The organism is Paenibacillus anaericanus (assembly GCF_003994475.1).
GTDB lineage: Bacteria > Bacillota > Bacilli > Paenibacillales > Paenibacillaceae > Fontibacillus > Fontibacillus anaericanus.
The window spans coordinates 153,279-173,951 of the sequence record NZ_RZNY01000014.1 but is presented as its reverse complement, the minus strand read 5'-3'; the positions used below and the strand labels follow the sequence as shown (position 1 = coordinate 173,951).

Below are 20,673 nucleotides of genomic sequence, written 5' to 3'. Positions count from 1 at the left end.
GCCTAATAAAATAACCTGTCTAACTTTAGGGGGTCACTTCATCACAAAGGCGGTTTTCTTATGGTCATAAATCAACATTAGAATTTAACATAGCCTAAAATTAAAAAGCCCCCATCTTGTAATCAAGATGAGGGCTAGTCTGGTTTGTATGCTTAGGATCATCAGCCTTTTACAGCGCCTTCAATCATCCCCGCAATTAACTGCTTTTGAAAGATCAACACAATGATTAGAAGTGGAACAACACTGATAACAGAGCCTGCCATGATAAGGTGGTACGGCGTATTATTGCTATCCTCAAGCGCTTTGAGCGCAACGGATAACGTCATGTTCTCCTGAGATCTCAAGATCACTGATGGCCATAGGAAGTTATTCCACTGTTTAACGAATAGAATAATTCCAAGTCCAGCAAATCCTGATCTTAGATTAGGGAGTACGATGCGACGGAATAGCTTAAATTCGGTGCAACCATCAATACGCGCAGCCTCCATCATCTCATCAGGGAGTGACATACAATATTGCCGCATAAAAAATATACCAAAAGCGTTGGCCAAATCCGGCAAAATAACGCCCCAAATGTTATCGATCAAATTCAAGTTTTTATAGATAGAGAACAGGGGAACCATTGTAGCTTCATGTGGGATCATAAGTGAGGCTAGCACTAATACAAATAAAAAGTTTTTCCCTTTAAATTGGTATTTGGCAAATGCAAATCCAGCCAACCCACAGAATATTAAAGCAATAAGCGTGGAGGTAGAAGCTAACAAGAAACTGTTCCACGTAATGATACCAAATTTTCGTTCGACAAATAATTCTCTAAAGTTCTCCCAATGCAGGGTTGATGGAACCCAGATTGGCGGATTTACAAATATCTCACTAATGTCCTTTAATGAGGAACTGAACAACCAGAATAAAGGAAACATTGTAAGTAGTGAAGCCAAAGCCATCAATATAAAGGCTAAAGATGAGGACCATATGCTCTTGCTGCTAGAAGTGTCAATAGCTTGTATTTTAAGTGTTTTTTCCATAATATCCTCCCGCCCTACTCTTTATCGTCAAATATACGCATTTGCAACAATGAGATTGCCATCATCAAAATAAAGAAGCAGACGGCGATGGAAGATGCGTAACCGAAATTAAAGTTTTGGAAGCTTTCAATATACAACATCAATACCGGGGTCATCGTAGAATTTAGCGGTCCACCCTGTGTAAGAATAAAGGGCTCTGTAAAGAGCGAGAATGTTCCAATTGTCGAGAGCACTGTACAGAACAACAACATTTTTTTGACCAACGGAATTGTAATGTAGAAGAAGCTTTTTAATTTTGTTGCTCCATCCACATAAGCGGCTTCGTACAAATCCTTCGAAATGTTCTGCAAGCCTGTCAACAACAGAAGCATATTGTACCCAAGCCAGCGATACAACACCATCATGGCTACGGAAATACGTGCCCACCATGGCGATTCGAGCCAAGGTATCGGACTATCAATCAGACCAATATTTCTGAGAATACTGTTAACCAGACCATCCTGCGTATTCAAGAGTAAGATGAACACGAAGGATACGGCCACAACAGATACGAAGTTGGGCACAAACAGTGCCATTCTAAAGAATCCTTTACCTACCATCCAATTGGAATTGAGTATGGAAGCAAATATAAGACCCAGAAACAACATAAGCGGCACATACATCAGGAAGATCAATGAACTGTTCCATAGGGATAACCAGAAGGTTTTATCTCCGAACAACTGAATATAGTTATCAAAACCAATTATTACTTTCTCCCCAGATCCATTCCAATCCGTAAGGCTGATATAAAATGAATACAAAATGGGATATAACGAGAAGACAAAGAACAAAATGAAATAGGGTGATATGTAAAGATAGGGAGCAAACAACATTTGCTTGTTCCATTTGGGTGTTTTCATATCGTTCCCTCCATTCCTATCAGGATAAATTTTTTAGTTTCTCTTTGTTTTGCTGCGTAGTTCGTCAGCCATTTCTTGTAATGCTTTCTCTGAGCTCACATGATTCAAGAATACTTTTGCCCATACATCCGTCATGAGTTTGTTTGCCATAGGAAAGTCGGAAGTATACGCCAACGGATAAGTGTTCGCCAGTGACTGTGAGTATACTTTGCGGATAGCCTGATCATTGAAGTAAGCTGACTTTTCATCCAACGAGGCATCATTATTAACTAGCATTGCAGGAAATAGTCCGGCTTCCGCCATCATTTTCACTTGAGAATCCTCACTGCCGAGCATAAATTCGATAAAATTCCATGCCTCTTCAGGATGTTTGGATTTTTTGTTAATCGCTAGATTTGCTCCACCTTGATTCGCACCAGTATATTTATCATCTTTGGACCATTTTGGCATCATTGCTACTGACCATTTGCCTTTATCTGCTGGAGAATACTGATTTTCGATAATCGCATCATGCCATGAACCGCCGACAACGGTGGCAATTTTCCCATCCCGAATGCCGTTCCCCCATTGATCAGAATTAGCTCGTGCATCGAATACAAGTCCTTCATTTTGCATTTTAATCAGGAAATCTGCACTTTCCTTAATCTCCGGTGAATCTATAGCAACATTTCCTTCATCATCGAAGTACCATAAACCACGTTGCCACATCATCGATTCAAACATTCGGTTGCTAGAGTTCGTTTTGGAATCCCCGTACATCATAGCTCCCGTTTTTTCTTTAATTAGTTTGGCCGCCTCGTAATAGTCGTCCCAGGTCTGAATCTTTTGAGCAACTTCATCTGGATCTGTTGGTAGACCTGCTTGTGCGAATAGATCGTTGCGGTAGAACATGACTACCGGACCACTATCCCAAGGCATTGCATAGACTTTGTCATCCTTGGTTGCATCTTCCCATTTATAAGCACTCATCTTGTCCTTGTATGGTTCTACACGAGAGGTAATATCAAGTAAAGAATCAATTTTTACGATCTGGGATAGATTTGTAGATTCTACAGTGATAATATCCGGTACCGTATCCCCCGTATTTGAAGTAATTAGATATTTCGAATACAGATCTGTGGACTTCATAGTCTGAAATTCTACTTCGATGTTTGGATATTTAGCATTGAAAGCTTCCATATTCAAATCGAGTCCGTCTTTTGCGGTTTCCCAAATCCAGACCACTAATTTAACCTTCTCGTCACCATTAGCTGGTGCAGTGGATGCATTCTGCTTGTTATCTGAAGAGCAAGCAGTAGCCAGTAAAGAAACCATCAGACAAGTAATGAGTACATATAACAAGCTTTTTCTTTTCACGAACTTCAACCCCCTGTAATTAATAAATTGTAGCTTACATTCATTATGATAAAACTTTTGAAAGGGCTTTCAAACGGTCTGTTGTTTGATTAAAGTGTGATCTTTTCCAATAAATAAAAAAAATGCCCAGGCTACCTAGGCACAGTTGTACATTTGTTCAGAGAAAGGGTCATTTTGTTTGAAGACGATATTGACCGGGTGTAATCTCCACATGTTTCTTGAACCATTTCGAGAAATATTTCACATCTTGAATGCCTATCTTCTCGGCAACTTCCTCTATACGAATTGTAGTAACACTTAGTAACTCCTTAGCCCTCTGTAGCTTGCGGTCAGATATAAAGGAAATGATGCTATATCCCGTTGCCTCCTTGAAGATCGTGCTAAAGTAACTTCGACTCACTCCAATGTTTGCAGCCACATCTGCTGCCCTGATATCAGTATCGAGATGCTCATCAATGAAATCAATGGCTAGTATAATATCCTCTTTATGCGTCAGGCTTAACAAGTTGGTATTACATTCTACAAGCCTCATGCGATATAACCTGCTTAAGGAATCCATCCAGTCTTCAGCACTGACAATAGGTTTGCTTTGACGCCACTCTAATATAGTGTTCATTAATTTCATATCTACAAGCTTGGATCTTACAAGATCTTGAAGCGCTGGTGTACATGCAATAAATGCGGAATATTCGTCTAGTTCAAGTAGCATTAATTGATTAGGGTTAGTTATTGACATATCCTTCCATTGATTAAGATTGATACCCCTGCTGTTAGTACTGTCACGAGGAATATACATGTGAATTAAACAAGAATAGGATTGCATCCAGTTCCACTTTGTCCGAACACGTTCCAATAAATACTCTCTAGCTTCATAACTATGCTTACTAAGCCAAGCTTCCACTGCCTCTCTAGTCTGATCCCGATGCTCTTTCACCAAGTCCACTGCAGTTTGTTGCTTCGTAAGTTGTTCCTCGAATTGTAAGTAAACACGATTTAATGAGTCATTTATATGATCGTCATCCATATCTGTCTTGACGATATAATCATGTACACCCAATTGGATTCCATGCTGGGCATAGTCAAAGTCCCTGTGGCAGCTCAGGAATAGTATCGCCGTCTCCGGGGCTTCTTTTCTTATTTTTTGTGCGAGTTCAATACCCGTCATTTCTGGCATGACAATGTCTGTAATAACTAATTGAGGCTGATGCTCCAAAAATTTTTGCCACCCTATACTTCCGTTGGCTGCATCATCCACTACAACCATCTGATGTTCTTCCCAATTAATGGTCATCCGAAGCCCTTTTCTCACCAGCTGCTCATCATCAACAATTAGAACTTTGATTGGGAATGGATCTCTACTGTTTTTGGCCATGTTAAAGTCACCTTCGTTCCTTTATTTCTGTCTGATTCTATTGATAATCCGTAGACATCACCATAGTGCAGTTTAAATCGCTCATCCACATTCCGCAAACCTAATCCACCTTGCTTGTTCGGTACCTTCTGTCCTGAGCCAATAAACTTCATATGCTCTGTTTTGACACCCATTCCATCGTCTTCAAGTACCATATATAATTTATTTTTTTCCTCGAATATTTTCATATCGATGTTCCCATGACCATCTCGAAATCCATGAAAAAAAATGTTTTCGAGCAAAGGCTGAAACACCATTCGCGGAATCAGGCAATGTTCAAGGCCAGGTTGTACCTCAAGGTTAAAGGTAAATACATCGTCATAACGAAAACGCTGAATCTCAATAAAATGGCGTGCTATTTCAATTTCCTTCGTCAAGGGGAGCAGTGTTTGTTTGAAATTAAAGCTTCCATCCAGAACGACAATGAGATGCTGGAGCATCTTTTGAATTTCGGGTTGATAGGCCAGCTTCGCTTTCCATTGAATTGAATTTAACGTATTAAATAAAAGGTGTGGATTAATTTGATAATGTAATATCTTCAACTCAGCATCACTTTTAAGCTTCTCGGTTTGGCTAATTTCGTTAACAAGCTCCACGATTTGTTCTGTCATCTTGTTGAAGGCTTCACTTAGAAACCCAAGCTCATCCGATGACATCACAGGGGTACGTATAAGCAGATCGCCTTCACCAAACCTGCGCATGGAATGCGCTAATTTCTTAATTGGCATCGTAAAACGAATTGAAAAAAAGCTTGCCATAATCACGCCTAGAAACACTGCTAAACCGGAAATAAAAACAGAATACTTCAAAATAACGGTAGATGATTCATAAAACGTTGCATAGGGAACTCTTGCTTCCACGACCCAATCCTCCGTATCCAGAGAACGTGACCATACAATATCATTGTGTTGACTCGTATAATCCGAAGATGTTGGCAACAAAGAGTGTCCAGATGCATCTTTAATTTGCAAGTGGGATTTGGTATCTCTTTCGAATGATTTAATTAAGCTAAGAATTGTATCCGCTTTCATATCAATCAGTAATTTACTACCCATTGGTAATCCAAACGAATTCTTTAAAGGAACCAGTAAACTAATCATGTAGTCGTTACTAGGCACTGAATAATAATCAGGAATATGAATCATCACATGCCTGTCATTATTAAGAGATTCAATAGACCAGAACTGGGAGTTAGTAAGGCTCTCCTCATTAATTAGATTCTTCCCGATTACCCTTTCTGAAGGAGTAATCACTGCAATATTAAATATATTTGAATTTTCCAGTGAGGAAATATAGTTTTGAAAATCCCGTTCCTCAACAAATTGTTCAAAGGTAGAAGGAGCTTTATCTTCAACTAATATGGATGAGGCAATGAGATAGGATAGGATATTACCAGTAATTTGATCCATCTGCCTTAGATTGCTATCAACATGCAGCTTAAGTTGATCAACGGCATACATACCATAACTACCAAACTGTTCATTTACAACCTTGGAAGATCGATGATATGAAAAAAATCCAAGTGTACATACTGGCAAAATAGCAACTATAAAAATAATTAGCGTTAGCTTTGTTCTGACACTTCCTGCTTTTCTGATACGGGATCTCATTCTATCTAAGTTGCTCATCATAATACCTCTTCTAGTTATTCTTCTAGCAATTGATCTATTGAATCTACACAGTATATCAAAAAAACTATTAAATTTGAATAAATGGTGTCCCCGAATTGCTCACTTTAGGGACACCATTTAAGAGGTACTTACTAGTCTTCTTTAAATAATGGTAATATATTCAATTCGAATGTGAACTGTTTCTCAGCCAAACGGTAAGCCTCCAACAATTCAGGACCGCAGGAGTTGGAACCCACTCCACTCATCTTGTAATCTAGATGTACAATCGTTTCATTCCTGCGAACTAGCTCATATGCATGTTGAGCCACTGTTAAGTCTTCTGGAGTATAGTGTGAAGCATTGAATGAGAATGGCTTGACACCTGTGAACTTCAGCCCCATCCCCTGCTCATTAGATACAATGACCCAATCCGTATTATCATGAGAGCCATTTTCTTGCGGCATGATATAAGGTATAAAAAGCTCGTCTACTGTAGTTAAGTATTTATTCTTCAGTGTGCTTTGACTTTTATCAATATAGCTCTCATGAGGTCCATTTCCGAAATACTCTACTTCCTCTGTGCCTGATGGCATCGTAAGCTGTAGACCAAATCTAGGTAGGAACAACAAATCCTCACGGACCGTTATTTCAACTTTCAACTTGATTTCACCTTCGCCTGTTACTCGCCAATACGCTACTCCGTGTAACAATGGCGGCTTGATATACCCGCCCAAAGAAAACTTGACACGTAGTTCCACAGACGATTCTTTTTGCTGCGTTACGATTGCTTCATATACATGCATATGTGCCCGGTCATAACCTTCTTCAATCCACTGCAATTTGACCTTGTGATCATTATCAATTGGAGCTCGCCATATATTGAAACTGAGTGGCTTTTGCATCATTTCTACTCCGTGCTTGGATACAGAGATAAATGTTCCGTTATACATATCAAACACATGCCGGAAATCAAAACCTTCAACTATTAATTGTTCATTATGTTCCGTAACCTGCAAAGTATGTTTGGCTGTCTTAGCGTTAGACACTTCCAGAACCTCAACCGGCAGTCTGAACTGCTCGAAGTTCACTTCATGTCCCGAATCCGCCCAAACCGTATTCTGCTGCAATCGGCAAGACATGGTTAGGTAATACGTGTCTGTTGAGGGTTCCGGGAAGAAATAATCTAGCTTTACGCTTCTTGAAGTATGTGGAGCAACCTGAGTTAACATGGTCTGTCCTTGCTGGACAAGTTCTCCATTCTTTTCAATCTTCCAATATAACGTCAAGTGAGAAAGATCAATGAAATCATAGAGATTTGTAATTAGGACAGTCCCTTCTAACAAATTATCTACTTCGATCCTGACTGGAGCAATAACCTTCTTTAATTCAAGTAGTCCTGTATGCGGAATTCTATCAGGCGAGACAAGTCCATCGATACAGAAATTTCCATCATTCGGTTTATCCCCGAAATCTCCTCCGTAAGCGTAATATGGTGTACCTTCATGATTCGTCGCCAAGATGCCATGATCCGACCATTCCCATACACACCCACCCATCAGCTTCGGATATTTATAGATAACATCCCAATAATCCTTTAGATCACCAGGTCCATTGCCCATGGCGTGACTGTATTCACACATAAACATAGGTTTGGTGCTATTCTCATCCTTAGCATAGGCTTCGATATAGGCAGGTGAGGAATACATCCGGCTCTCCATATCTAGCACTTCTACATCAGGACTTCCAAAATGCCTAGGGTCAGAGCCTTCGTAATGAATAGGTCTCGAGTTGTCTCTTGATTTTGTCCATCTCGCCATCGCCATATGGTTCGCATCGTAGCCTGATTCATTCCCCATTGACCATATAATTACAGAAGGATGATTCTTATCACGCTCCACCATACGAACAGCACGTTCTACAAAAACATGCTCCCATTCTGGGATACGTGTTAGCATATTAAAATCTCCAATGGCATGAAATACCCCGTGGCATTCAAGATCAGCCTCGTCAATTACATAGAAGCCATACTCATTACAGAGTTGCAGGAAACGTGAATCATTTGGATAATGGGAAGCTCGAATCGTATTGATATTGTGCAATTTCATCAGCTTTAAATCTTGAATCATATGATTAATAGGTACAGTCTGTCCTAATACAGGATGTGAATCATGTCGATTCACTCCTTTTAGCTTGACCGCCATACCATTAATTTGGAATATACCGTCAATAATCTCTACCTTTCTGAAACCGATCGCAAAGTGCAATACCTCATCGCCAGCCGTAATAAACATTTGATATAAATTAGGTGTTTCGGCATTCCATAGACTTGGATTGTCGATGTGTAGAGTAACGCTTCCCTTCCCATTGACGCTGACAACTTCATCCGCCTTACTCTGACCGTCTGCATCAACAAGCTGGACCCGGGCTTCTATTTCTCCATTAGTATCCAACTCACAGGTTATGATTCCATCTTGGTAATCATTCTCCAACTCCACCCGATTAAATACATCCACGATATGAACAGGGTTGCGAGCCATTAAATACACATCCCGAAATATACCCGAGAATCTCCACACGTCTTGATCTTCTATATAGGAACCATCACACCATTTCAGCACCATAACGGCAATCTTATTATTACCAGAATGAACATACGGTGAAATATCAAATTCAGCAGGCATCCGACTACCTTGGCTGTACCCGACCCATGTTCCATTTATCCATAAATAAAAGCATGAGTTCACACCCTCAAATACAATATACTTCTGTTTCGCCTCCCAATCGCTAGAGATATTGAAATCTCTTACGTATAAACCAGCGGGATTTGCATTTGGAACATACGGTGGATCACAAGGAAATGGATAATTTACGTTTGTGTAATGAAGCTGATCATATCCATTGACTTGCCAGCATGATGGTACAAGCAGATCATCCCAATCACTGACATCAGCATCAGTCTGATAAAAGTCATCCTGTACTTGCTGAACCGACTCCTTATATTTAAACTTCCAATTCCCATTAAGTGTGCGATAGAACGGGGATTTTCCCCGCTTTTGCTTGAGAGCTGATTCCGCATCTCCATAGGGTATATAATAAGCTCGTGGAGCTTCTCTATTTTTTTGAAGTACGTTCAGATCTTCCCAATATTTCGGTATATTGATCATATCTATTCCCCTCACATCATTCATATTTAGTCAGCTCTATTGTATCGGATATGAAAAGGCTTTCAAACCGACTCTTGTTTGATTACAGGGTCATTTTGTTTGATTTGGCCTGATCAGTTCTTCTTACCATTCGGCTACAGATCCGTCCTTATGTCTCCAAAGTGGGTTCCTCCAGCGATGTGGCGCTTCTAATGACATTTTAATCACATATTCCTCATTGACCGTAATTCCTAGTCCCGGACCTTGCGGAATTTTTACATATCCGTCGTCATAAGCGAACACACCGGGATCGGTGATATAATCCAACAAATCATTACCCTGATTATAATGAATCCCCAAGCTTTGCTCCTGTATAACCGCATTGTGTGCTGTTGCATCAACCTGTAAACAAGCTGCCAACGCAATCGGTCCCAATGGACAGTGAGGTGCTACGGCTACGTCATAAGCCTCAGCCATCGCAAAGATTTTCTTACATTCAGTAATGCCACCTGCATGTGATAAATCCGGTTGAATGATATCAACATATCCATCTTCCAAGAGAGATTTAAAGTCCCATCGCGAGAACATTCTCTCCCCAGTTGCGATGGGGGTGCTTGTGTGATTGGCGATATCTCGCAATGCTTCGTTATTCTCCGGGAGCACAGGCTCTTCAATAAACATGAGTCTATAAGGCTCCAGTGCTTTTGCTAGCACTTTGGCCATCGGCTTATGAACACGGCCATGAAAATCTACCCCAATGCCAAAATCCGGACCTGTAGCAGTGCGAATCGCCGCTACACGTTCTACAACTTCGTCCACCTTGTGATAGCTATCAATATACTGCATTTCCTCCGTAGCATTCATTTTGATTGCAGTAAAACCGGCCTGCTGTTTCTCAAGTGCAGCTTGTCCAACATCACTCGGCCGATCTCCACCAATCCAAGAATACACACGCATGGAATCCCGGCATGCCCCACCCAGCAATTGATAGATTGGCGCATTGAAGTACTTCCCTTTTATATCCCACAAAGCCTGATCAATTCCAGCAATAGCACTCATTAAAATGGAACCCCCACGATAAAATCCACTGCGGTACATGACCTGCCAATGATCTTCAATACAAAGAGGATCTTTACCAATCAACGAATCCATCAGTTCATCTACCGCGGCTCTCACCGTGTGGGCCTTGCCTTCAATTACCGGTTCTCCCCAACCTACAATTCCTTCATCCGTCTCAATTTTTAGAAATAACCAGCGCGGTGGTACGATATAAGTGCTAAACTTTGCAATTTTCACGAATGATCTCTCCCTATTCTCTTGCTTTTTGAATTTCTTTAATAAATTGTTGTGCCCGGGATGTTATTACATCGTACTGCTCTTCCTCTACCGCTTTCTTATCGATCAGCGATCCTCCAAGACCAACAGCTACTGCTCCGGCTTTAATGAATTGCCCTACATTTTCCAATGTAACACCACCTGTTGGCATCATTGGAATATGTCCCAAAGGTGCTGACAGTTCCTTAATATAGTTAACGCCCAGAGAAGATCCAGGGAAAATCTTGAGCATATCTGCGCCATATTGATAACCCGTTACAATCTCTGTAGGAGTCATAACTCCTGGAATCGATATACAGTTAGATCTAATGGTCACTTTTACTGTTTCCTCATCCAAAATGGGTGAAAAAATAAAATCAGCCCCGGCTTCTATCGCCGTCATCGCAACCTCCGCATTCAGAACTGTGCCCGCTCCAACAAGTACACGATCTTTGTACCTATCTTTTAGCAAAGTAATAAGCTCAAAAGCCCGGTCTGTATCAACCGTAATCTCCAATGCTTGGACCCCACCGGCAACCAGTGCATCGGTAATGAGTACTGCTTGGTCAAATGGAGGTCTACGTACGACAGCAATGACACCAGAATCCTTTAGCAGTTGTAACTTTTCATATTTCTTCATATCCATCACTCCTTAGCGTTTTACATTCTGATAATTCACTTGCCCGGACATCATCAACGTGAGCTCCTCATCGCTTGGAAGTCCCTCTGTATCGCCATTAACCCCTACAACAATAGCACCGACCGCATTTGCTCTGGACACAGCCATCGCCAGATCTTCTTGCCGCAGTAGTCCGCTAATAAACCCTGCGGCAAACCCATCACCAGCCCCGACAGGATCAATCTCTTGAACGGGATAAGAAGGAATACACCCTTTCTCAGTCAAAGACTGATAGTACGCGCCTTCCTTGCCAAGCTTTACAATTACTGCTTCTGGCCCCAGCTTGAGCAGTTCTTCAGCAATTTTCTCTGGCTCTTTCTGACCTGTGAGGAATTCACCTTCATCCAAACCAGGTAAGATATAATTGGCCCTACTAGCTAGTTCGAGCAATATCTGTTTGGTATCCGGACGATTCCAAAGCTTCCATCTTATATTAGGGTCAAACACAACGCTCAAATGACTCCGTTTGGCCAAATCCATCGCATGCAATACCAGTTCTAGACAGCTCGGGCTTAGTGCAGGAGTAATGCCTGTTACATGTAAAATTTTGGCTTGAGCCAAATAGGACTCATCTAAATCTTCGGGCTTCAGCAAGCTTGCTGCGGATTCATAGCGATAATAATAGACCTGTGTTCTCCCACCTGATTGACGTTCTTTAAAAAATACAGCTGTGGGAGCCTTATCAGTAAATAAACAACGGGAAGTATCCACTCCCTGGCCTCTTACACTTTGCAGTATGTAACGTCCAAAGGCATCCTGTCCCAACTTACTGAACCAACCTACAGAATGACCCAATTTGGCCAGTCCAATCGCTACATTAGACTCAGCCCCAGCCATCTGTTTATTGAATTGATGCACATATTCAAGCGGCAAATTTTGATCTCCACTAAACAGGACCATAGATTCACCAAAAGTTACAACCTCCATCCTAATTCCTCCCTTGACTCAGCAACCAGTGTGACGTCTAATTTTTTCGTACGAAAGATCATATCTATTTATGTTATAATCCTAATAAAACAAAATACAAACGATCAATATTCATTTTTTAAGCATAATTCTACTGATATTTAGCCATAATGAGTAAATAGATATGATCTTTATGGAGGTATCATAGTATCTTTTTTTAGAGATGTCAATATCCTAATACAATTAGCGACGAACTGAATGACTATGTTAAAATAACTTTATTATGAGAAATTTCAGGAGACTATGATCATGAAAAAGACCGCTTTCTTAACTACCGTAGAGCAACTTAACAAAAAAATTATCGACGGAGAGTGGCCACCAGGTTCACGCATACCTACTCTTCAACAAATATCCAAAGAATTAGAAGTCAGTGTCACTACAATAAGAGAAGCATTGAGAACGCTGGAGAGTCAGGGAAACGTAAGTATTGAACATGGGCGCGGTATGTATGTGCGTAATGATCCATTGTTGCTTGAGGATCCTACTGCAAATCTTAAAGAGCTCGGGGATATTTCGCTCGTCAAATTGCTCGAGGCAAGATTGTTGATTGAGCCTGTACTTGCTGGATTAAGTGCGGAGCGGGCTACACTCGCCCAAGTCAAGCAACTTCGGGTACTGGCGGATGCGATGGTCAATCAGATGGAAGAAGGCGGCCCTTTCCTTGATACGGATCTCTCCTTTCATCGGCTCATTGCCGAATCAGCACAGCATCCTGTCCTGTTGCGTATGCTGGAATCGATCTATCCGCTACTGGCAGAAGGACGTAAGCAGACGAATACCTTACCTCATATGCGTACCAAAGCCTCCAATTTCCACATTCTAATTGCTATTGCTATCGAGGAAAGACATAGTGAACAAGCCAAACAACTGATGCATTTTCATATCAATGACATGCTTGAAGCTTTGAAAAAGTAGCATAGCCATACAAATAACCCGTAAAGATGTCACCTTGTTCAAAGTGTCCAGCTTTACGGGTCATTGAGTGTTGAAGAATATATCTACTGCTTCAAAAGGGAGCTCGGACATTTCCGAACTCCCTTTTTAATAATTTCTCCCCTATTTCACTTTTGAAAGCAGGTCTTCCATCATCTCATAATTCATGGCGCCTCGTACCTTCTCCCGAATGACTCCATCGGCATCCAATACATAGGTGGTCGGGTAGGCAACGACCTGATAGGTTTGCATAAGGTCCCCTTCCTCATCCAATACAATCGGGAAAGTAAGTTCTTGCTCTTGAACAAATGCGGGGACATCCTCTATCGAATCTTCAGTTATTGTCATATTCACTCCGAGAATGACCACATCTTCCGATTGATAATGATCATAAATGTTCTGCATATGCGGCATCTCTACACGACAGGGAGGACACCATGTAGCCCAAAAGTTTAGCAATATTCTTTTCCCCTTATAGTCCGATAGCCGTACCTGATTACCATTCAGATCTTGAAGTGAGAAATCAGGAGCTAATTGTCCTTTCTCAATACCAATATCACGACTTTCCTCTTCTGAGTTTGCACTTTGTAGAGGCTGCCCGGAATTTTTGCTAAAGTATTCATATCCGCCATATAGTACTAATCCAATTATAAAGATGATTGCAATGATGTTTTTCTTCATTCAATTACCCCTATCTATCAAAAATTAATATCCCAGAAACTATATTTAGCCAGCCAAGCGCTCAGTCTTTGCAGTTGCCCTGTGAACAAAAGAAGCCCCATCCCTATCAGCAGTATCCCATTCACCTTCGATAACAGGGGCATCCATTTATTCATTTTTTGCAGCACGTTCATAGAGTACGTTAACATCCAGGAAATCAGGAGGAATGGAATGCCGAGGCCAAGGGAATAGACTGCTAACATTCCTACACCGCTCCATAACGTTTCTGCTGAACCCGCCATGAGTAGAATCGAGGATAATGCCAGTCCAACACACGGACTCCAACCTGCTCCAAACGCAAATCCCGTGAGCAAAGAACGAACCGCTCCACTACTCCTACCCCCTTTAGTACCCCAGCTTTTTCCTGACATTAGAAAAGACAGATTGAGCCATCCGATCATTTGCAAGCCAAAGATAATAATGAAGAGGCCGCTTATTCTCTGTACCAACTCTCGTTGCTGAGCAAAAAATTGGCCAACGAAACTTGCCGAAGCACCCATGGCGATAAAAATCAAGCTAAATCCTAAAATAAAAAATAGGGATTGGATGATTAATTTCCCCCTATGTACCACAAGTTTGCCATCTTGCAGTGATGACCCTGTTAAATGTGACAAATATGCAGGAATCAGCGGAAATATGCACGGGGATAGAAAGGACAACATCCCTGCAGTAAAAGCTACTATAATCGTAATTTGATTCATATAATTACCCTTTCTCGTTCTTCTCGCGGAATAATGACCATCCCGCTAAACCTGTGGCTATTGCAATACAAATTATTTGCAGCCTGCTAAATGACAGCAGCCACAACGTACGGTCCGGATGCAGAAACTGAAGAAGTACATGTCCAATCAGAAACCAGATGGCATAACCAGTCCGGTCACCAAACCGTGAGGTTCTCCGTGTCAGAAACAGGATCAACAGAAACAGACCCGACCATAATATGCTTAAGCTATCATATAAAGCAGGTTCATTCCCTGTTATAAATTGCAAGATTGGATAGATTAACCAACATCCAGAAGTGAACCACAGCCCGATATCCATCCATACATTCATAGACAAGTGCAATTTTCTCGAACGATACCAAAGGTAACAAATCGCAATTATACTCGCCAGCCACTCTCCACGCTTACCGCCATCAAAATACAGTAAACTAACGGGAGTCTCTATAAATTCAACAGGATATAAAAATATAAAGCTCCCTTTCCATACTAGCATCCATATCAAGAATGCATTGCTAGCATAGGACATGAAGCGGTTTTGTTCTGGATTATGTCGTAGCCGATAATGCAACACAAGCCATCCTATTGCCCCAAAGATCAGGTACATTACGAGTCGTCCATTTAGTAATAGTGATCCCAGTTGGATATTCCCCATATCCTCTGACCTCCTTTCTCTCCTATCAGCTTGTCAGACTTTTATAAAGATATGATAAAGTAACCTTGATTACTTCAATTTAAATGATCCTTTATGTCTTGTTTGGTTTGAGAGGTATCGTTATTGAAAAAGAATACTTGTTCATGTCAGAACTGAGCTCTACCTGACCTCCAAGCTTCGCCATAATCTCCTTCACTATAGCTAGACCAAGTCCGCTGCCCTTTATCCCATCTCTACTCTGTCTGGACACATCCGCTTGGAAGAAACGTTCAAAGACCAAATCCTGCTGCTCTTCTGGCAAAGACTCTCCCAAATTGCTTATTGTAAGTCGATAATCATCCCGGTCGGCTACTCCAGAAATCCAAATCACATGTCCAGAATTATAAGTAATTGCGTTCTGTATCAGATTGGTTAAGACCTGACGTAAGCCGTCTTCAGAGCTAATTATGTCAAGTGCTTCAAGCGAAATATCTAATGTTATCTCTTTGTGCTGGAGTTCTAGTTGAAAAGATTGCAAACTACGTGTAATGAACTCATCGATGGGTATCCGGTTGAAAATCATACTGTCAGTTCCCTTGTCCTCCCAAAGGGATAGTTGGTGGAGCTGCTCAACAAGTCGTGTAATATGCTGTGACTCTTCCAACAGGGATAAATACAATTCTCGGTCTCCCTCAATCACACCGTTACTTAACGCCTCCAAATAACCATTTAAATTACTGAGCGGTGTTCTTAAATCATGTGATACATTACTAAGCATTACTTTACGATTTTGTTCCGATCGCTGCAGGGTTAGTGTCATCGCATTAAAGCGTTTCGTTAATTCTCCGATCTCATCCTCAGAGTTTACTTCAATAGGTTCAGGATAGGATCCTTCTATTAACTGACGTGTCGACTCTGTCAATTTTTTCAAAGGAGACAGAATCTTCTTGATAAAGAAAAAATGAATGAGTGTAGCAACAACGACAGCAAGCAGACTTGCCCTAATCAGATAGAACTGCATGGTGCGTTGAAAAAAATCGGTTTTAGCGTCACCCACAAGCTGATACTTTTCCACCAGCACACACGCAAAATCTTTCACTGACACACCTGCCAACCAGATCACAATGAGCATCACCAACGCATTAACCGCAACCAACTTCCAAGCGACATAATTCTTCCGTATTTGCAGTTTCTTAGTAGGTAACAAAGCGATACCCCATTCCACGAACCGTTTGAAAGAAGGTCGGTGCCTGGCAGGATGCCTCAATCTTCTCTCTCAGCTTGCCGACGTGGACGTCAACCGTACGGTCAATCACAGATCTCTCATCATTGGGATAGAGCTCATTTAAAATTTGTTCACGGGACAAGATTTGATTAGGATGCTTCATAAAGAAATGCAGCAATCTAAATTCATGCTGTGTTAAAGCAATATCGACCCCTTTATACTTAACCTCTCCGGATAGCGTCTTGATCGTTAGACCTCTGTAACTAATCTTGCTGCAGCGATTGGCCATCCGCTTGAGTACCGTATTTACCCGTACAACTACTTCTTGAGGGCTAAATGGCTTGATAATGTAATCATCCGCACCCATTTGCAGACCTGCGATACGTTCGGATTCCGTAATTTTAGCTGTGAGCATAATAATAGGGATATCGCTTTTCAGTTCATGCCGAATCCACTTACATAATTGTTCACCACTGAACTTGGGCATCATCAGGTCAGTGATCACGAAACAGGGTTCATCTTGTTGAAATATCGCTCTGGCTTCTTCCCCATTCTGAGCCTCCAATACGCCATAACCTTCTTTCTCCAAATATATCCTTAAGAGCTTTCTTATTTTCATATCGTCCTCGACGATTAAGATATCTTTCTGCAAACTATTTCACCCTTTCTTGAACTAAAGGTTCATTATACAAGACTAATTTAAAGAAATGTTAAAGACGGAAAATTGAAAAACTTAAAAAAATTTAACAAGCCAGAGCGCATGACCCATCCAGGATTTTGTCCAGTTGTTGAATTGAAATCAGATGAGTAATCGTTAATCTCAGCAAGGGAATAAAAAAGGTAACTTCAAATGAAGTTACCATTAATAAGCAATCGTTATGATGTCATTTCATCGTTTTTTGTTTATTGATCACAAATTTACTGGCTGTTTAACTCCCCTGCCTCCTCATGATGAATAAGACATGCTGCTAGCAACCCAATACACAGAATACATGCCAATAGAAGAAACGTAGTTAAATAACTTACACTATTCATCAATTGAAGCGAGATAATCGGACCGAAGCTTGTGCCTGTAAACAATATAAAAGTATATACGGATACAGCTATCCCGCGCATCTTGCCGCCCACTTGCCCAACAAGCGAAACAAGTGAAGGAACGGCTAGTGCGATTCCCCCCACAAAAAGGATGCTCATCACAATAAGAAGTGGCAGATTAGAAATCATCCCCATCGACGCCAAACCAATGATCGCTAGCAACAATCCACCGCGAAGCGTTATACCTACGCCTACATGCTTGGATATTCTTCCCGCGAATGGAGAAACGAGCATGCCTAATATGCCGATTAAACGGACAGAAAGAATTTCTTGCTTGCTTAGCTCATATGGAGCTGTACTTAGATAGTTACCCAGCACTGTATACATGCTTACAAAAGACATAAGCAGAACGAATGCCACTAGATAACATAATACCAATTGTTTTTGAACAAACACTTTGCCAATCTGCTTAATAGGCTCCCAGATATTGGCGTGTGCCTGCTGGATACCTCCTTTGGGAAGGAAGAAGAACACTAATGTGGCGGTCACCGCATAAACAACGGCAAGAATATAAAAAACAGCGTTCCAGCCATAATGCTCACTGAGCATACTACTAACCACTTGACCAACAATACCTGCAATCAGAAATCCTGTACTGATAAAACCAATGGTAGTTACCCGTTTTTCCGCTGGATACATCTCCACCGCATAGGCAAGCGCTACTGGAGAGAAGGTTGCTGCTGCTGCTCCCTGTAGTCCTCTTAAAACCAAGATCCATGCAAAGCTGTGAACGGTTCCCAAAATTAATGAGATCAATGTCAGGAAAAGGAGCCCTGCAAATATAACAGTCTTCCGTCCGTATTTATCGGACAGCGCGCCATAGATTAAGCAACCAATGGCAAAACCTATCGAAAAAGTACTTCCCGCAGCGGCAGCATTCGTCGTGGAAATTCCAAAAAGTTGTGCAAACAATGTAATTAGCGGAATCGTTACGTATAAACTGGACATGACTACAAGGCCGGTCCAGCAAAGAATGATGGTCATAAGCGGATAATTTCTAGTTGCATCCGTAGCATTGATTGGATTGTTCATATTACACCTCAATTATAAAATTTGTTCAAAGTTAGATTTCGCTGGAAATTGCATTTCGTATAGTTCCTTGTATCGCCCATTCCGGCGGAGTAGGTTTTCATGATTTCCCAGCTCCACAATCTGTCCATGCTCCAACACAACAATTTGATCGGCATTTTGAATCGTGGAAAGACGATGGGCGATAACCAGACAAGTACGGCCTGGTAGAAGCACAGATAACGCATGCTGAATATGTTGTTCAGATTCCGTATCCAGGGCAGCCGTAGCTTCATCCAAAATAAGAATGCGAGGGTTGGTCAAGAAAGCTCTGGCGATAGACAGTCTTTGCTTTTGTCCACCGGAAAGCTTGACCCCTCTTTCACCGATGGGCGTATCATATCCCATTGGAAAAGCTGAAATAAACTCATGGGCATTTGCGGCATGGGCGGCCGCTTTAATCTCATCATCTGTGGCCTGAGGTTTACCGTACGCAATATTTTCACGTATCGTGCCATTGAGGAGGATTACGTCCTGAGATACGATCCCCATCTGCTGACGAAGCGACTTCACCGTCACTTCCGTTATCGGATAACTGTCAATATAGATGTCCCCTCGCTGAACGTCGTACAAACGGGCAATCAAATAAGCAATCGTTGACTTTCCTGATCCTGACGAACCAACCAAAGCCGTAGTTTGGTTACATGGAAGCCGCAATTGAAAGTTTTGTAGAATGGGATGTCCTTCTTCATATGCAAACTCGACATCATCAAACACAATTAGTCCTTTTACTGGCGGTAGAACAATCGCTCCTTCCTTATCGTAAACCTCTGGAACGGTTGCTAAGACTTCTTGAATGCGCTCGAATGCTGCTGCCGATTGCTGCACTTTGGTAATCATTCTGCTAAAGGAGCGGATGGGCGCTTGCAACAAGCGCAAGTAAGCTAAGTAAGCTACGATATCACCAACGGTCATGTTTCCATGCATAACCTGCCATGCTCCGAACAAGAGCACCGACGTCATACCTACATAATTCAGCCAATCGATAATTGGCGAGAAAGTCGCCGACAACCGTGAAGCAGAGACTGCGGCGATCCGATGCTGTTCACTCAATGCCTCGAACTGCTTAGCTTCCGCATCTTCACTTGCAAAAGACTTGATCATCCTTATGCCTGACAACGTATCTTGAAGTGAGTTGTTTAACTGAGCTGATATGTGACGAACCGCTCGATAGGCATTCTTCATGCGTAGACTGAAATATCGTGATGTTACAAATAAGAAAGGCAAGGTAATAAGTGTAATTAATGCTAGTTGCCAGTCCGTATATAATAAGTACCCCACGATCGCGGCGAAGGTTATGACATCCGCTATAATGGACAGGCTATCGGCAGAAACCAGTTCCTGTAGTTGATTTACATCACTCGTTAACCTTGCCATAAGATCCCCGGTCCGATTACGATCAAAAAATTTCAAATCCAAACTTAATGTGTGTTTGTGCAATTTGTTTCGCAACTGGAGAATTGCCTTCTGACTAACAATTGTCATTACATAACTGCTACTGAAGTTAAATATCCCCAGCAGCAATGCAGCTAGCAGGATAAGACCTCCCGTTTCTAGTAGCGCGTAATACCTTTTATCAGGGATGATCTGGTCTATGATCACTTTAGTTAACTGAGGGATCATAAATTCAAGAATGGAAATGGCTATCACTGTGACGGCACCAAGCATAAGCAAGACCCATTGCGTCCTTGTGTGCAAGAACATCTCCTTAAACATGATGCGCAGCGAAATAAAATACTGTTCACGACTCTGCTGCTGGTCCCCGGAATGCCGAGTTTGTTTCATTTTGAATCACATACCTTCATGTTGTAATATCCATCACGGTTATCAAATCAGATCATATCCATCTCTGATCTCATGTAATTAGATTATCTAA

At 41.5% G+C, this 20,673-nt stretch carries 17 protein-coding genes; 1 reads left to right on the top strand and 16 read right to left on the bottom strand.

Annotated elements, in window-relative coordinates; translation table 11 throughout:
• Positions 1 to 161: 161 nt before the first annotated feature.
• The 9 genes from EJP82_RS17205 to EJP82_RS17165 form a co-directional block, all read right to left on the bottom strand.
• Positions 162 to 1,025, bottom strand: coding sequence for a carbohydrate ABC transporter permease (locus EJP82_RS17205; protein WP_127193305.1), 864 nt, complete (start codon positions 1,023 to 1,025; stop codon positions 162 to 164).
• A gap of 14 nt (positions 1,026 to 1,039) precedes the next feature.
• Complete coding sequence (locus EJP82_RS17200) at positions 1,040 to 1,924, bottom strand: carbohydrate ABC transporter permease (protein WP_127193304.1); 885 nt, start codon at positions 1,922 to 1,924, stop codon at positions 1,040 to 1,042.
• A gap of 33 nt (positions 1,925 to 1,957) precedes the next feature.
• Positions 1,958 to 3,280, bottom strand: a complete 1,323-nt coding sequence (locus tag EJP82_RS17195; RefSeq protein WP_127193303.1) for an ABC transporter substrate-binding protein — start codon at positions 3,278 to 3,280, stop codon at positions 1,958 to 1,960.
• 169 nt (positions 3,281 to 3,449) lie between these two features.
• On the bottom strand, positions 3,450 to 4,652 hold the full coding sequence (locus EJP82_RS17190) for a response regulator transcription factor (RefSeq protein WP_127193302.1): 1,203 nt from the start codon (positions 4,650 to 4,652) through the stop codon (positions 3,450 to 3,452).
• Positions 4,610 to 6,322 (bottom strand): sensor histidine kinase, encoded by a 1,713-nt coding sequence (locus EJP82_RS17185; RefSeq protein ID WP_127193301.1) that lies wholly within the window; start codon positions 6,320 to 6,322, stop codon positions 4,610 to 4,612. The genes EJP82_RS17190 and EJP82_RS17185 overlap by 43 nt, the downstream gene beginning before the upstream one ends.
• Positions 6,323 to 6,453: 131 nt before the next feature.
• A complete protein-coding gene (locus tag EJP82_RS17180) occupies positions 6,454 to 9,465 on the bottom strand; it encodes a glycoside hydrolase family 2 TIM barrel-domain containing protein (protein WP_127193300.1) in 3,012 nt (1,003 codons plus the stop codon).
• A 123-nt stretch (positions 9,466 to 9,588) separates the two neighbouring features.
• Positions 9,589 to 10,740 carry a galactonate dehydratase gene (gene dgoD / locus EJP82_RS17175; protein ID WP_127193299.1) on the bottom strand — a complete coding sequence of 384 codons (1,152 nt, stop codon included), beginning with the start codon at positions 10,738 to 10,740 and terminating at the stop codon, positions 9,589 to 9,591.
• A gap of 13 nt (positions 10,741 to 10,753) precedes the next feature.
• Positions 10,754 to 11,398 (bottom strand): bifunctional 4-hydroxy-2-oxoglutarate aldolase/2-dehydro-3-deoxy-phosphogluconate aldolase, encoded by a 645-nt coding sequence (locus EJP82_RS17170; protein WP_127193298.1) that lies wholly within the window; start codon positions 11,396 to 11,398, stop codon positions 10,754 to 10,756.
• 12 nt (positions 11,399 to 11,410) lie between these two features.
• Entirely contained in the window at positions 11,411 to 12,364 is a 954-nt protein-coding gene (locus tag EJP82_RS17165; RefSeq protein WP_127193297.1) for a sugar kinase, read from the bottom strand.
• 288 nt (positions 12,365 to 12,652) lie between these two features.
• Here EJP82_RS17165 and EJP82_RS17160 point away from each other — a divergent pair, with 288 nt between their 5' ends.
• Entirely contained in the window at positions 12,653 to 13,318 is a 666-nt protein-coding gene (locus EJP82_RS17160; RefSeq protein WP_170220218.1) for a FadR/GntR family transcriptional regulator, read from the top strand.
• A gap of 141 nt (positions 13,319 to 13,459) precedes the next feature.
• On the opposite strand, the gene EJP82_RS17155 is transcribed toward EJP82_RS17160, so the two are convergent.
• The 7 genes from EJP82_RS17155 to EJP82_RS17125 all read right to left on the bottom strand — a co-directional run bounded on the left by EJP82_RS17155 (position 13,460) and on the right by EJP82_RS17125 (position 20,582).
• Positions 13,460 to 14,017 carry a peroxiredoxin family protein gene (locus EJP82_RS17155; protein ID WP_127193295.1) on the bottom strand — a complete coding sequence of 186 codons (558 nt, stop codon included), beginning with the start codon at positions 14,015 to 14,017 and terminating at the stop codon, positions 13,460 to 13,462.
• A gap of 17 nt (positions 14,018 to 14,034) precedes the next feature.
• The gene (locus EJP82_RS17150) at positions 14,035 to 14,757 is read right to left on the bottom strand and encodes a cytochrome c biogenesis CcdA family protein (protein WP_127193294.1); all 723 of its coding nucleotides are present in this window, start codon (positions 14,755 to 14,757) and stop codon (positions 14,035 to 14,037) included.
• A gap of 4 nt (positions 14,758 to 14,761) precedes the next feature.
• Positions 14,762 to 15,430 carry a hypothetical protein gene (locus EJP82_RS17145; RefSeq protein ID WP_127193293.1) on the bottom strand — a complete coding sequence of 223 codons (669 nt, stop codon included), beginning with the start codon at positions 15,428 to 15,430 and terminating at the stop codon, positions 14,762 to 14,764.
• A gap of 91 nt (positions 15,431 to 15,521) precedes the next feature.
• Positions 15,522 to 16,616 (bottom strand): sensor histidine kinase, encoded by a 1,095-nt coding sequence (locus tag EJP82_RS17140; RefSeq protein WP_127193292.1) that lies wholly within the window; start codon positions 16,614 to 16,616, stop codon positions 15,522 to 15,524.
• Positions 16,603 to 17,286 (bottom strand): response regulator transcription factor, encoded by a 684-nt coding sequence (locus tag EJP82_RS17135; protein ID WP_127193291.1) that lies wholly within the window; start codon positions 17,284 to 17,286, stop codon positions 16,603 to 16,605. Before EJP82_RS17135 ends, EJP82_RS17140 begins: the two co-directional genes overlap by 14 nt.
• A 266-nt stretch (positions 17,287 to 17,552) precedes the next feature.
• The gene (locus tag EJP82_RS17130; RefSeq protein WP_246054215.1) at positions 17,553 to 18,761 is read right to left on the bottom strand and encodes an MFS transporter; all 1,209 of its coding nucleotides are present in this window, start codon (positions 18,759 to 18,761) and stop codon (positions 17,553 to 17,555) included.
• A gap of 12 nt (positions 18,762 to 18,773) precedes the next feature.
• Complete coding sequence (locus EJP82_RS17125; protein ID WP_127193290.1) at positions 18,774 to 20,582, bottom strand: ABC transporter ATP-binding protein; 1,809 nt, start codon at positions 20,580 to 20,582, stop codon at positions 18,774 to 18,776.
• Between the last annotated feature and the right edge of the window lie 91 nt (positions 20,583 to 20,673).

Bases quoted from the DNA above. Each gene is read 5' to 3' on its own strand.
- EJP82_RS17160 (WP_170220218.1), top strand. From the start codon at position 12,653: ATGAAAAAGACCGCTTTCTTAACTACCGTAGAGCAACTTAACAAAAAA.
- EJP82_RS17145 (WP_127193293.1), bottom strand. From the start codon at position 15,430: ATGGGGAATATCCAACTGGGATCACTATTACTAAATGGACGACTCGTA.
- EJP82_RS17155 (WP_127193295.1), bottom strand. From the start codon at position 14,017: ATGAAGAAAAACATCATTGCAATCATCTTTATAATTGGATTAGTACTA.
- EJP82_RS17185 (WP_127193301.1), bottom strand. From the start codon at position 6,322: ATGATGAGCAACTTAGATAGAATGAGATCCCGTATCAGAAAAGCAGGA.
- EJP82_RS17190 (WP_127193302.1), bottom strand. From the start codon at position 4,652: ATGGCCAAAAACAGTAGAGATCCATTCCCAATCAAAGTTCTAATTGTT.
- EJP82_RS17130 (WP_246054215.1), bottom strand. From the start codon at position 18,761: ATGAACAATCCAATCAATGCTACGGATGCAACTAGAAATTATCCGCTT.
- EJP82_RS17170 (WP_127193298.1), bottom strand. From the start codon at position 11,398: ATGAAGAAATATGAAAAGTTACAACTGCTAAAGGATTCTGGTGTCATT.
- EJP82_RS17205 (WP_127193305.1), bottom strand. From the start codon at position 1,025: ATGGAAAAAACACTTAAAATACAAGCTATTGACACTTCTAGCAGCAAG.
- EJP82_RS17165 (WP_127193297.1), bottom strand. From the start codon at position 12,364: ATGGAGGTTGTAACTTTTGGTGAATCTATGGTCCTGTTTAGTGGAGAT.
- EJP82_RS17150 (WP_127193294.1), bottom strand. From the start codon at position 14,757: ATGAATCAAATTACGATTATAGTAGCTTTTACTGCAGGGATGTTGTCC.
- EJP82_RS17200 (WP_127193304.1), bottom strand. From the start codon at position 1,924: ATGAAAACACCCAAATGGAACAAGCAAATGTTGTTTGCTCCCTATCTT.
- EJP82_RS17180 (WP_127193300.1), bottom strand. From the start codon at position 9,465: ATGATCAATATACCGAAATATTGGGAAGATCTGAACGTACTTCAAAAA.
- EJP82_RS17125 (WP_127193290.1), bottom strand. From the start codon at position 20,582: ATGAAACAAACTCGGCATTCCGGGGACCAGCAGCAGAGTCGTGAACAG.